General features: G+C 63.2%; 12 protein-coding genes and 1 tRNA gene. 7 read left to right on the forward strand and 6 right to left on the reverse strand.

The annotated features are described in order from the left end of the window. Window positions 1–5: 5 nt before the first annotated feature. Window positions 6–2,414, reverse strand: a complete 2,409-nt coding sequence (locus tag AC1PPK_RS01525; RefSeq protein ID WP_481116086.1) for a sensor domain-containing diguanylate cyclase — start codon at window positions 2,412–2,414, stop codon at window positions 6–8. A gap of 434 nt (window positions 2,415–2,848) precedes the next feature. Between AC1PPK_RS01525 and AC1PPK_RS01530 the strand changes: the two genes are divergently transcribed. Together AC1PPK_RS01530 and AC1PPK_RS01535 are read left to right on the forward strand one after the other, a co-directional pair. After that, complete coding sequence (locus tag AC1PPK_RS01530; RefSeq protein WP_481116087.1) at window positions 2,849–3,169, forward strand: cupin domain-containing protein; 321 nt, start codon at window positions 2,849–2,851, stop codon at window positions 3,167–3,169. A gap of 45 nt (window positions 3,170–3,214) precedes the next feature. After that, window positions 3,215–4,186 (forward strand): MBL fold metallo-hydrolase, encoded by a 972-nt coding sequence (locus tag AC1PPK_RS01535; protein ID WP_481116088.1) that lies wholly within the window; start codon window positions 3,215–3,217, stop codon window positions 4,184–4,186. Between the two features lie 66 nt (window positions 4,187–4,252). Here AC1PPK_RS01535 and metK read toward each other — a convergent pair whose 3' ends face one another. After that, window positions 4,253–5,419, reverse strand: coding sequence for a methionine adenosyltransferase (metK, locus tag AC1PPK_RS01540; RefSeq protein ID WP_481116089.1), 1,167 nt, complete (start codon window positions 5,417–5,419; stop codon window positions 4,253–4,255). A 214-nt stretch (window positions 5,420–5,633) separates the two neighbouring features. Between metK and AC1PPK_RS01545 the strand changes: the two genes are divergently transcribed. Together AC1PPK_RS01545 and AC1PPK_RS01550 are read left to right on the forward strand one after the other, a co-directional pair. After that, window positions 5,634–6,521 carry a lysophospholipid acyltransferase family protein gene (locus AC1PPK_RS01545; RefSeq protein ID WP_481116090.1) on the forward strand — a complete coding sequence of 296 codons (888 nt, stop codon included), beginning with the start codon at window positions 5,634–5,636 and terminating at the stop codon, window positions 6,519–6,521. Then, window positions 6,518–7,390, forward strand: coding sequence for an LpxL/LpxP family acyltransferase (locus tag AC1PPK_RS01550; protein ID WP_481116091.1), 873 nt, complete (start codon window positions 6,518–6,520; stop codon window positions 7,388–7,390). The genes AC1PPK_RS01545 and AC1PPK_RS01550 overlap by 4 nt, the downstream gene beginning before the upstream one ends. Here AC1PPK_RS01550 and AC1PPK_RS01555 read toward each other — a convergent pair. From AC1PPK_RS01555 to thiS, 4 genes are all read right to left on the reverse strand, one after another. Further along, entirely contained in the window at window positions 7,384–7,611 is a 228-nt protein-coding gene (locus AC1PPK_RS01555) for a hypothetical protein (RefSeq protein ID WP_481116092.1), read from the reverse strand. The genes AC1PPK_RS01550 and AC1PPK_RS01555 overlap by 7 nt on opposite strands. Before the next feature lie 2 nt (window positions 7,612–7,613). After that, window positions 7,614–8,351 carry a tRNA (guanosine(46)-N7)-methyltransferase TrmB gene (gene trmB, locus AC1PPK_RS01560; RefSeq protein WP_481116093.1) on the reverse strand — a complete coding sequence of 246 codons (738 nt, stop codon included), beginning with the start codon at window positions 8,349–8,351 and terminating at the stop codon, window positions 7,614–7,616. Between the two features lie 61 nt (window positions 8,352–8,412). Further along, window positions 8,413–9,198 carry a thiazole synthase gene (locus tag AC1PPK_RS01565; protein ID WP_481116094.1) on the reverse strand — a complete coding sequence of 262 codons (786 nt, stop codon included), beginning with the start codon at window positions 9,196–9,198 and terminating at the stop codon, window positions 8,413–8,415. 80 nt (window positions 9,199–9,278) lie between these two features. After that, complete coding sequence (gene thiS, locus AC1PPK_RS01570; protein ID WP_481116095.1) at window positions 9,279–9,506, reverse strand: sulfur carrier protein ThiS; 228 nt, start codon at window positions 9,504–9,506, stop codon at window positions 9,279–9,281. 68 nt (window positions 9,507–9,574) lie between these two features. Between thiS and AC1PPK_RS01575 the strand changes: the two genes are divergently transcribed. The 3 genes from AC1PPK_RS01575 to AC1PPK_RS01585 all read left to right on the forward strand — a co-directional run bounded on the left by AC1PPK_RS01575 (window position 9,575) and on the right by AC1PPK_RS01585 (window position 11,998). Then, window positions 9,575–9,648 (forward strand) — tRNA-Gly (locus AC1PPK_RS01575). A 341-nt stretch (window positions 9,649–9,989) separates the two neighbouring features. Further along, on the forward strand, window positions 9,990–11,216 hold the full coding sequence (locus tag AC1PPK_RS01580) for a DUF262 domain-containing protein (protein WP_481116096.1): 1,227 nt from the start codon (window positions 9,990–9,992) through the stop codon (window positions 11,214–11,216). Between the two features lie 176 nt (window positions 11,217–11,392). Further along, entirely contained in the window at window positions 11,393–11,998 is a 606-nt protein-coding gene (locus tag AC1PPK_RS01585) for a hypothetical protein (protein ID WP_481116097.1), read from the forward strand. The last annotated feature ends 45 nt before the right edge of the window (window positions 11,999–12,043 follow it).

Here is a 12,043-nt window from a genome sequence, read left to right on the forward strand (position 1 = left end):
CGCCCTCACCCCACCGTCAGCGGCACCGGCACCGGCAGTCGCCGCGGATCGAAGAAACGCACCGCATTGCGGCCGGCGGCCTTGGCCCGGTACATCGCAATATCGGCCCGCTTGATCAACTCGTCCCGACTCTCCTCGTGACCGAGGAACATGCACACGCCGACACTGGCGGTGCATTGGTGAATCACACTGTCGCTACCGCCCGGCACGCTGAGGTGGTAGGGCCTGGCCAGTTCCTCGCGCAGTTTTTCGGCCACCCGCCCGGCATGGGACTCGGCATCGCGTTCCTCCTCGTCGAGGTTCTCGAGGATCACCACGAACTCGTCGCCGCCCAGGCGGGCCACGGTGTCCGACTCACGCAGGCTGACCACCAAGCGATGGGCCACCTCCACCAGCAAGGCGTCACCCATCACATGGCCGTGGGTGTCGTTGAGGCCTTTGAAACCATCCAGGTCGAGGAACAGCAATGCCCCGCCATGACGGCTGCGGGCACTGGCCACCAGCGCCTGTTCGAGCCTGTCGTGGAACAGGCGGCGGTTCGGCAACTGGGTCAGCGGATCGTAGAAAGCCAGCTGATGGACCTGCTCCTCAGCCTTCTTGTGCTCGGTGATGTCGGAAAACGCCGCCACGTAATGGGTGACCTGGCCCGCATCGTCGCGCACCGCAGAGATCGTCACCCACTCGACGAACACCTCGCCGTTCTTGCGACGGTTCCAGATCTCGCCCTGCCAGAAGCCATCGCGCTCGAGCCCCGCATAGAGGCGCCGGTAAAACTCCTGCCCATGACGACCGGAGCGCAGCATGGCGGGCGTCTGGCCGATCGCCTCCCGCGCCGAGTAGCCGGTCATCGCAGTGAACGCCTGATTAACCTGCACGATGCGGCCTTCCGCATCGGTGATGAAGATCCCCTCCTGGCCTTCGAAGGTCGCCGCCGCGATGCGCAGCTTGAGTTCGGTTTCCTTGGCCTCGGTGATGTCGGTGGCAAAGCCCTGCCAAGTCACGCCACCGCTGTCCGCCGCCTCGGGCAGCGCATCGAAGCGCATCCAGCGCACCCCGCGTGCCGGATGGGCGATGCGGAACTCCCGGTGCAGGCGGCTAAACTGGCGGGCTGATTCGCCGATCGCGGCGAGCAGTGCCGGCAGGTCCTCGGGCAGCACCCGTGCGTGCAAGGCTTCGGCCGACGCCAACAGACAGTCCGGCTCAAGGCCGAACAGCTCGCGTAGCGCATCGCTGGCGAACGGCACGCTGTGATGCCCGTCGCCATCCAGCCGGTACTGGAAGACCAGGCCGGGGATCTGCGACACGATACCTCGCAAGCGCTGGTTGAGCGCATGCTCGGCAGCGCGCGCCTCGCCCTCCATGATGGTCGTCAGCAAGCCATTGAAGGCCCCGGTCAGGGCACCGATCTCGTCGTCCCGCCGTACCGGCAGGGCCTGACGGGAGATCAAGCCATCGCGCATGCGGCCGAGCTGTTCAGCCGCTTCGCCAAGAGGCCGCAACTGGCGGCGCAACCACCACCAGACAAGCACGCTGGCCAACAGCGTGAGCACAGCTGCGGAGCCCAGCAGGCGCCACTGCATCGCATACAGCGGCGCGAAAGCCTCTTCCACCGGCAGTACCGACTGCATCAACCAGCCCGTGGATTTCACGCGGCGGCTCGATGACAGCTCCACCACACCGCGGGAACTGCGCGCGAGGCCCGAGCCGTCATGGCCCTCAAGGTAGCGGTCATAAACCGGATTGACGCCCGGCGGTGGCCCCGGCGTCATCACCCGGCTCTTGTCGGTGGCGGCAATGAACAGGCGCTGAACCGGATCGGTGATCAGGTAGCCGCCCTGGCGGCCGAAACGGTTAGCGCCGATCTCATCGAGGAAGTTGGCGTTAGCCAGATTGATCAGGCCGATCACCGAACCCAGCACCGCGCCGCCCGGACCACGGATCGGCACGATCATCGGCACCACCGGTTGGTGGGTCGTCTTGCCGATCAGTGCCGGCCCCACCCGCGCCTCGCCGCTCTCCAGGGTCTGGCGGACCGCCGGCACATCCATGTAATTGACGCCGCCGCGACCGAGTTCATCGGGCAGGCTGACCAGCGTGGTGCCCTGACGATCAGTGAGCAGCACGCCCCAGTTGAAGAGGGTCAGCAACACGTGCTGGTCGCGCAACTCCTTCTCCAGCACCGCCGGGGATGCCAGCTTCACGGCATCGATGTCGTCTGCGACAGCCTGCAGCGCCCGCATGCGTTCCGACACCGAACGGTCGATCTCGTCCGCCAGCAGCGTCACTACCGAAAATTGCTGGGCGGCCAGCGTGGCTTGCATTTCCTGGCGCAGCACATAGCCCACCAGCAGCGTGGCGCCCCACAGGGCCAGCAGCAAGCCCAGCAGAACCCCTGCCGCAATGCGTATCCGCAAGGAGCGAAGCGGTGATCCCCAATGGCCCAGCCTGCCCATGGCGCCGGCCCTCCCGCACTCATCCGGCAAGCTGCTGCCGTTGTTTTGGATTGTTCTAATATCAGTGCTAGCTTAAGCGCGTACCCCGCCCTCGCCTAGTCCGCGCAAGCAATTCGAATGCAAAGCAGTGTGAAACAATAGGCAAGCACTATTCAATTCATGCCTACATTCAATTGGCTGCATCGTGGCGGGCGGCGTAGCATGCAAACCATTCAAGATGGTCGGGTAACTGAACATCCAATCACTTAAACGGCGCGCCGGGGCACACAAGACCCCCAAAAACCCTGACAGAGATTTTCCCGGCGTCGCCCCTTTCTTGCAGCCATACCGATGGCCAGCGCAGCCGCCCCTGGCGCTGAGGCATACTGGCCGATCCTCCAGCTGGACTCGCCGGTATGCCTCCCTACAATCTGCTGAAGAACCTCCCCGTCCCCGGCCCCGACGAAGCCTTCGAGACCCTCTTCGAAGCCGGCGGCACGCGCATCGAACGCATCGTTTCCCACCGCCATGCCAGCCCACCCGGCTTCTGGTACGACCAGGCCGGCGACGAATGGGTGATGCTCGTCCAGGGCAGCGCCGAACTGGAATTCGAAGATGGCCGCCGCGTGGCGCTCACGGCAGGCGACTGGCTGGTGATCCCCGCCAGCTGCCGCCACCGCGTCGCCGCTACCGGCCCGGACAGCGTGTGGCTGGCTGTCCATACCACAGACACGTGATCCGGATTATCCTGCTGTCCTTTTCAGTCCTCCGGAGATGCCCCCATGATCCGCCGCAGTCTCAGCGCCCTTGCCTTTGCCGTCAGTGCCAGCCTGCTTCCCGTCGCGCCAACCTTCGCCGAAGCACCGGCCGTGAAGACCCAGGTGCCCGGCTACTACCGCCTGAACGTCGGCGACTATGAACTCACCGCCCTCTACGACGGCTACGTGGACCTGGACGCCAAGCTGCTGACCGACGCCAGCCAGGCCGAAATCCAGCGCCTGCTGGCGCGCCTGTTCATTGCCGGCGAAAAGGTGCAGACCGCCGTCAATACCTACCTGATCAATGCCGGCGGCAAGCTGATCCTCGTCGATACCGGCACTGCCAAGGTCTTCGGCCCGACCCTCGGCTACGTCGCCGAGCACATCCGCGCCGCTGGCTACAAACCGGAACAGGTGGATCTGGTGCTGCTGACCCATCTGCACCCCGATCACGTCGCCGGCCTCCTGGACGCCGACGGCAAGCCCCTCTTCCCCAACGCCGAAATCCGCGTGAATCAGACGGAAAGCGATTTCTGGCTGTCCGAGGACAACGCCACCAAGGCCCCGAAGGACAGACAGGGAATGTTCGCGATTGCCCGCAAGGCCGCTGCGCCCTATCAGGCTGCCGGGAAGTGGAAACCGTTCAGCGGCGACGCCGAGCTGGCACCGGGCATCAAGCCGGTGGCGGCGGTCGGCCACACGCCGGGCCACAGCGCCTACCTGGTCGAATCCAAGGGCCAGCGCCTGCTGATCCTCGGCGACTCGGTGCACAGCTATGCGGTCCAGTTCGCCCGCCCGGACGTCGCTATCGAGTTCGACAGCGACAAGAAGCAAGCCGTCGCGACCCGTAAGAAGCTGTTCTCCTGGGCGGCGAAGGAAAAGATGACCGTTGCCGGCATGCACCTGCCCTTCCCCGGCCTCGGCCACATCCGCGCCGACGGCAAGGCCTTCGGCTGGGTTCCCGTGGAGTACAGCCCGCTGCGCAACGACAAGTGATGCGCAGCTGAGCAAACAAAAATGGCGCTCCGCGGAGCGCCATTTTTACTGACCAGCAATCAGGAATTACAGGCCGGCAGCGGCGCGCAGCGCGGCGGCCTTGTCGGTGTTCTCCCACGTGAACTCGGCCTCATCGCGACCGAAGTGGCCGTAGGCAGCTGTACGCGAGTAGATCGGGCGCAGCAGGTCGAGGCTGGCGATGATGCCCTTCGGACGCAGGTCGAAGTGGGCCTGGATCAGCTCGACGATCTTCTCGTCGGCGACCTTGCCGGTACCGAAGGTTTCCACCATCAGGCTCACCGGCTTGGCGACGCCGATCGCGTAGGCGACCTGCACTTCGCAGCGGTCGGCCAGGCCAGCCGCCACCACGTTCTTGGCCACGTAACGGCCTGCATAGGCGGCGGAACGGTCCACCTTGGACGGATCCTTGCCGGAAAACGCACCGCCACCGTGGTGGGCCGCGCCACCGTAGGTATCGACGATGATCTTGCGGCCGGTCAGGCCGCAGTCGCCGTTCGGACCACCGATGACGAAACGACCGGTGGGGTTGATCAGGTAGCGGGTATTGCCGCTCAGCAGTTCCTTCGGCAGCACCGGCTTGATGACTTCCTCGATGACCGCCTCGGTGAGATCGGCGTGGGAGATGTCCGGATGATGCTGGGTGGACACCACCACGGTGTCGATCGCCACCGGCTTGCCGTCCACGTACTTGACGGTCAGCTGGCTCTTGGCGTCCGGGCGCAGCCACGGCAGGCGGCCGTCCTTACGCACTTCCGCCTGGCGCTGCATGATGCGGTGTGCATAGTAGATCGGGAAGGGCATCAGGCTCGGCGTCTCGTTGGTCGCATAACCGAACATCAGGCCCTGGTCACCGGCGCCCTGGTCCAGATCGAGACCTTCGCCTTCGTTCACGCCCTGAGCGATGTCGGAGGACTGGCGGTTGATCGCGGTGAGCACTGCGCAGCTCTTGTAGTCGAAACCGATCTCGGAGTCGTCGTAACCGATGCGTTTGACCGTATTACGCGCGATGTCCATATAGTTGATGTCGGCATTCGTCGTGATCTCGCCGGAGATCACCACCAGACCGGTGGACACCAGGGTTTCGCAGGCGACACGGCCATGCGGGTCTTGCGCGAGGATCGCGTCGAGCACCGCATCAGAAATCTGGTCGGCGACCTTGTCGGGATGGCCTTCGGAGACGGACTCCGAAGTAAAAAGGTATTCTCTGGCCATGGAGGCGCTCCTGAAAAACAAAAATCCCCTTGACTGACGGCGTTGCCGTCTCGGGGGATTTTCGGAGCGGCGACGCTTTAGCAGTATTTTTGCCGGCACATCCGTAGCTGATCTACGGACCGCCACCGCCCTGCAAGTTGTCGGATTAACTCGGCGGAATCACAATTATAGCTTTGCCTTCCGGCCCGTCAATTCGGCCACCACACAGCCCCCAATGGCGTCACTCATTTTTTCCCTTCTGGCCCGCCTTCCCCTCGGACTCCTGCAACGTCTCGGCGGCTTCGCGGGCTGGCTGACCTACGCTGGCTCGCCCACCTACCGGCGGCGCCTGCGCGACAATCTGGCCCGGGCCCTGGGTCAGGATGAAGCGGCGCGGACCTGGCGGCGAACAGTGGGCGAGACCGGCAAGCAGGCGCTCGAACTGCCATGGCTGCTGCTGCGCCCACAAGCCGAGATCGTCACCAAGGTCGTCCGCGTCAGCGGCTGGGAACACGTAGAAGCCGCCGAGGCCAGCGGCGGCGGCATCCTGTTCATTACACCGCACCTGGGCTGCTTCGAGATCACCGCCCAGTATTTCTCCACCCACAAACCGATCACCGTGCTGTACCGGGCGCCGCGCAAGACGGTACTGCAGCCCCTCATCAACGCCGGGCGCAGCCGCGGCAACATGCGCCTGGCGCCCGCCGACGTAGGCGGCGTGCGGCGCCTGATCAAGGCCCTGCGTGCCGGCGAGGCGGTCGGCATGCTGCCGGACCAGGTACCCGGCGCCGGTGAAGGCGCCTGGCTGCCCTTCTTCGGCCGCCCGGCCTACACGATGACGCTGGCCGCCCGCCTGTCCGAGGTATCCGGCGTCAGCACGATCTTCGCGTGGGCCGAACGCCTGCCCGGTGGCAGCGGCTTCCACCTGCGCCTGCGACCGGCCCTCGAAACGCTTGCCGGTGACACGGAAACCCGCGCCGCCGCCATCAACCGCGAGATGGAAGCCCTGATCCGCGAGAACCCGTCCCAGTACCTGTGGGGTTACAACCGCTACAAACGCCCCCGTGGCGCCGCACCCACCTCATCTCTCACACCTCCCGCCTCCCGAGAAAACCAACAATGAGTCGCATCGTCGTCGCCCTGCTGTGGCTGCTCCACTGGCTGCCCCTGTCCATGCAGGCCCCCATCGGCCGCGGCCTCGGCCTGCTGCTGTACTGGATCATCGCGCCACGCCGCAAGGTGGTACTGACCAACCTGCGTCTGTGCTTTCCCGAACAATCCGAAGCCGCGCGCCGCGCGCTGGCCAGGGAGCACTTCGCACTGGCCGGACGCAGCCTGATCGAGCGGGGCATCGCATGGTTCGCATCCGAAGAGCGGGTCCGCCGCATCGTCCGCATCCAAGGTGAAGAGAAGCTCGCCAAGCTCATCGAGGCCCGCCAGCCGGTGATCTTGCTGACACCGCACTTCCTCGGCCTCGACCTGGGCGGGACGCGCATCGCAGCATCCTTCGACAGCGTCAGCATCTACGCCCGCCAGAAGGACCCGGTCATCGACCGCTGGCTCTACCACGGCCGTAGCCGCTTCGGTAGCCAGGTGCTGCTGCGCCGCGACGAGAGCGTGCGTGCATCGATCAAGGCAATGAAGGAGATCCGACCCTTCTACTACCTGCCGGACATGGATAACGGCCCCGAGGACTCGGTCTTCGTGCCCTTCTTCGGCGTGAAGGCAGCAACCTTGTCGGCGCTACCGCGCCTGGCCAAGCTCGGTGGCGCGGTGGTCGTTCCCTGCGTAACGCGCATGCTGCCCGGCGGCGAAGGTTATGTGGTGGAGTTTGGCGAACCGTGGACGAACTTCCCCAGCAGCGACGTGGAGGCCGACACCCGCCGCATGAACGCCTGCATCGAAGATCTGGTGCGCACAATGCCCGCCCAGTACTACTGGGTGCACCGCCGCTTCAAGACCCGCCCGCCCGGCGAGCCGAAGATCTACTGAGCTTCATCCTTCGCCGCCAGTTCCGCCAACACCAGCGGAAAGGCGGCGCTGCCGACCAGCGCCACGCCAGACACGACCAGCACCAGCCCGGCGCCGGACTCCTGCAGCAGCGGATGCAGATCAGTGCCGAAGCCGGCCAGCAGCAGGCCGCCGGCAAGCAGGCACAGCAGGCCGGGAATCCCCATCAGCCAGGCGCCGGCCGGCAGTCGCTTGAGAGCCATCGTCAGACCCGCTTGAAGACCACGTCCCAGACGCCATGGCCGAGCTTGAGGCCACGGTTCTCGAACTTGGTCAGCGGCCGGTAGTCCGGCTTCGGAGCGAAACCATCGGCGGTGTTGGCGAGCAGCGGCTCGGCGGACAGCACCTCCAGCATCTGGTGGGCGTATTCCTCCCAGTCGGTGGCGCAGTGCAGGTAGCCGCCAGGCGCTAGCCGCGAGGCGATCAGCTTGACGAAAGGCCCCTGCACCAGGCGCCGCTTGTGGTGGCGCTTTTTCGGCCACGGATCGGGGAAGTAGATATGCACGCCGGCCAGCGAACCTTCGGGAATCATGTCGCGCAACACTTCCACCGCATCGTGCTGGACGATGCGCAGGTTGGTGAGACCGCCCTCATCGATCAGCTTGCACAACCCACCAACGCCCGGCGCATGCACCTCGATGCCGACGAAGTCGTCGCCTGGGCGCACCTGCGCGATCTGCGCGGTGGCCTGGCCCATGCCGAAGCCGATCTCGACGATGTGCGGCGCCTTGCGCCCGAAGACTGCGTCGAGATCCACCGGCTCGGGGCGGTACGGCAGACCGACCTTCGGCATCATCTCGTCGAGGAAACGGTGCTGGGCCTCCGACATGCGCCCCTGGCGGAGGACGAAACTACGGATGGACTGGGACGTGAGACGGCCGCCCGGCGTGGACGGCTGGTCGGCGGGTGCGTCGGACTGGGGCGTTTGCTGTTCTTCGCTCATGGCGGATTCCGGAATGCAAAACGGCGCGCCTCAGCGCGCCGCAGGTCGATCGAAAAGCGGCTCAGCTGCCGATCAGGCCGCTGGTCGGCGAGCTCGGGCTGGCGGTGTAGTACTTCTTGGGCATGCGACCGGCCAGGAAGGCCTCGCGGCCGGCCTCGACGCCCTTCCTCATGGCACCGGCCATCTTCACCGGGTCCTTGGCCAGCGCGATCGCGGTGTTCATCAGCACCCCGTCGCAGCCCAGCTCCATCGCGATGGCAGCGTCGGACGCGGTCCCCACGCCGGCATCCACCAGCACCGGTACCTTCACCGCATCACGCACCAGTTGCACGTTCCACGGGTTGAGGATGCCCATGCCGGAGCCGATCAGCGAAGCCAGCGGCATCACCGCCACGCAGCCGATGTCTTCGAGCATCTTGGCCTGGATCGGGTCGTCGGCGCAGTAGACCATCACCTCGAAACCCTCCTTCACCAACACCTCGGCGGCCTTCAGAGTTTCGGGCATATTGGGGAACAGCGTGTGCGGATCGCCAAGCACTTCCAGCTTGACCAGCTTGTAGTCGTCCAGCAGCTCGCGCGCCAGGCGCAGCGTGCGCACCGCATCGTCGGCGGTGTAGCAACCGGCGGTGTTGGGCAGGTAGGTGAATTCGGACGGCGGCAGCGCATCCAGCAGGCTCGGCGCCTTCGGGTCCTGCCCGATATTCGTACGGCGGATCGCCACTGTGACGATCTGTGCGCCACTGGCCACGATGGCCTCGCGGGTCTCGGTGAAATCCTTGTACTTGCCGGTTCCCACCAGCAGCCGGGAGGAATAGCTCTTGCCAGCAATCGTCAGCAAATCATCCATGGGGAAAGCCAACCTGAAAAATGAATTGAACGTAGGAAGCTGAGAAATTACGCGGGTCTGGTAATAAGGCGCGTGGGCTCTCAGCCGCCGCCGACGGCGACGACGATCTCGAGGCAGTCACCATCGGCCAGCTCGGCCGCGGCATGCAAGCCCTTTGGCACGATCTCGCCGTTGCGCTCCACCGCCAGGCGCTTGCCTGTCAGGCCCATGCCGTCCAGCAGGGCCGCCACACTGAGGGGTGCAGCAAAGCTGCGCGTTTCGCCGTTTACGGTCAGAACCAGGGGGGTGGAAGAGGCTTGGGAAGACATGAGCGCAGTTTACCACGCCTCGCCGGTTGCCCTCCGCCCTCAGCATAAGTACAATCACGGTCCTTCGAGCGGGCGTCGTATAATGGTAATACCCTAGCTTCCCAAGCTAGAGCCGTGGGTTCGATTCCCATCGCCCGCTCCACATCGGATTCCGGCAGGTCGTTGATCTGCAAGCAAAAAGGCCAACCTCACGGGGTTGGCCTTTTTTCTGTCTGGTCGATATCTGGTCGGAGGTGGGTAGGGAGCAGTCCAGTTACATCTAGCTCTTTCGAACAGACCGCTCATCGGCTGAAGGGGCACTCACAGGCAGACTGCGACGAGCGGCAGCTTTTTTCGGTTAGCTGAATGCATACTCCTTCTCTCCACTCTAGCCCAAGTAGGCGTGCGCATCATGCTCGCTGTTGACCACTAAAATCGCCGACGTGACGTCACGGCAGCCGACCATACTGTCATTACAACCTAAACGTAAATGCGGACCCGACAATGAACGATTATCCTCACGATGTAGCGGAAGATATTGAAGAATCGGAAGGGTCGCCTGAGCCGCAAGCCGCTGACACCCCTGTCTCGAGCGACGAAGACGTCAACAACCAACTCGGCAGCCAGCCCTTCCGGGTCGTCTACCAGACCAACAACTTCCTACTGCCGCAGATCCGCGATCTGATCGTCGACGGCGACGACGTCAACCTCCGCCCGGAGTATCAGAGGCGGTTGCGATGGACCGCCACGCAGAAGTCTCTCCTGATCGAATCGCTGCTGCTCAACGTGCCCGTGCCGCCGGTTTTCTTTTACGAGAACGACCTGGCCCGATACGAGGTCATGGATGGCCAGCAACGACTCAACGCGATCAAAGAGTTTCTGAGCAACGGATTCACTTTGCGCGGCTTGCAGATCATTCCGACTTTGAACGGACGCACATATGCTCAACTCCCTCCGAAGGTAAAGCGGAGCCTCGATCGAGCCTCGATTTCCGCCATCGTGCTGCTGCAAGAATCCAAAAGCAAGATCAAGAAGTTAGGCTCATCGAAGTTCTACGAGCTTCGGAGATTTGTGTTTGAACGCCTCAACACCGGCGGCAAACGCCTGAGCGCGCAAGAGATTCGAAACGCGATCTACGCCGGCCACTTCAACGCCCTTATCGTCGAGCTTTCTCGCGATCCCATCTTCACTCGCATCTGGGACATCCCGCCTTACACGAGCTCTGACCCAAGCGAATATTACGAGGAGCCGGAACGTCAGAAAAACACGCTCTACAAGACCATGGGAGACTGCCAACTTGTCCTCCGATTCTTCGCGCTAAACAACGACTCACACATTCAAGGTTCGATGAAAACCATCCTTGATCGATGCATGGAGCGCAACGCCGACTGCACACCAGCGATGGCGGAAGAGATGAAGGCGCAATTCCGTTTGTGCCTGACCCTCGCCGACGAGCTTTTTGACGGACAGCCATTCTCAATGTCGCCTCCGGACAGAGCGACAACCCACCGTCCGGTCGCCGGCATCTACGACGGTGTTATGGTCGCCCTCCACGAGTTGTGGGAACAGCGTGAAACACTGTGCTCACGGAAAGCCGATATCCAAGCTGCCTACGGCAGACTAGTGGAGGAACACCGCGAGAGCGGTGAGCTGACAGGAGCGGCGAACACAGCAGCGGACATCCGTAACCGGATTGGTATCTTCCGCACGCTATTCGGTCAGTTCGTCTGATGCCAGCGGCCGACCTCGAATTTGCTTTAGTGGAGTTTAAAGGACGCACAAAGCAGATTCGCGAAATCATGGCGGTCGTAGAGTCAGCGAGCCGAACCCCGACCGCGCTGGCCACTCACCGAGCGGGGATCGACCTTAGCCAAGTCGGAGCCAGTACATGCAACACAGCCAACTCAATGGCGTTGATCTTCTTGGCATCCGCATTCGAAGAATTCGTCCGGGAGGAGGCGATCCAGTGCGGAAATCAACTCATGGACAAATATTCAGCCATGCCAATCGCAGACAGGAACGCGATCAGGGATTCGTACTGGTCCATCTCCCACGAGCGGCTCAAATTTACGAGATCCATCTTGGCAAGCAACGTCCCGGATCCGACCCTGCTTGCGAAGGTCGGATCCGCGCTTAGATCAGTGCAAGGGTTCGTCGTTGACAACGATCCCAGTAAGCTTGACAGCCAGACTTTCGGGCACCACTCGAATAATTTCAGACCAGCAATCGTCTCGGAGATCTTCAAGAGATTCGCGGTCAAGAAACTGACAGAGCAGCTCGGTGAGAACGTAGGGCTGAAGAACTATTTCGGCGTCACCACCAAAGCCCAATGCTCGGATAAGTTAATAAAGAAGTGGAACGAGTTCTATGACCGCCGAAATGAGACTGTACATTCCCTCGGCGGAGCATCCGGCTTCGCGGTCGACGTCGTTATCTCATACATTGAATTAATGGAGCTCACCGCCGAGGCGTTGAAGGGCGTTCTGGCAAAAACACTAACCTCCTGGACATGACCCCACACATACTACCCTGACTCAGTCTCACGGCAAACTCAGACA

It is taken from the genome of Zoogloea sp. JDB1 (assembly GCF_056724025.1).

Coding starts and splice junctions, on each gene's coding strand:
- AC1PPK_RS01530 (WP_481116087.1), top strand. CDS start 2,849: ATGCCTCCCTACAATCTGCTGAAGAACCTCCCCGTCCCCGGCCCCGAC.
- AC1PPK_RS01535 (WP_481116088.1), top strand. CDS start 3,215: ATGATCCGCCGCAGTCTCAGCGCCCTTGCCTTTGCCGTCAGTGCCAGC.
- metK (WP_481116089.1), bottom strand. CDS start 5,419: ATGGCCAGAGAATACCTTTTTACTTCGGAGTCCGTCTCCGAAGGCCAT.
- AC1PPK_RS01545 (WP_481116090.1), top strand. CDS start 5,634: ATGGCGTCACTCATTTTTTCCCTTCTGGCCCGCCTTCCCCTCGGACTC.
- AC1PPK_RS01550 (WP_481116091.1), top strand. CDS start 6,518: ATGAGTCGCATCGTCGTCGCCCTGCTGTGGCTGCTCCACTGGCTGCCC.
- AC1PPK_RS01555 (WP_481116092.1), bottom strand. CDS start 7,611: ATGGCTCTCAAGCGACTGCCGGCCGGCGCCTGGCTGATGGGGATTCCC.
- trmB (WP_481116093.1), bottom strand. CDS start 8,351: ATGAGCGAAGAACAGCAAACGCCCCAGTCCGACGCACCCGCCGACCAG.
- AC1PPK_RS01565 (WP_481116094.1), bottom strand. CDS start 9,198: ATGGATGATTTGCTGACGATTGCTGGCAAGAGCTATTCCTCCCGGCTG.
- thiS (WP_481116095.1), bottom strand. CDS start 9,506: ATGTCTTCCCAAGCCTCTTCCACCCCCCTGGTTCTGACCGTAAACGGC.
- AC1PPK_RS01580 (WP_481116096.1), top strand. CDS start 9,990: ATGAACGATTATCCTCACGATGTAGCGGAAGATATTGAAGAATCGGAA.
- AC1PPK_RS01585 (WP_481116097.1), top strand. CDS start 11,393: ATGGCGTTGATCTTCTTGGCATCCGCATTCGAAGAATTCGTCCGGGAG.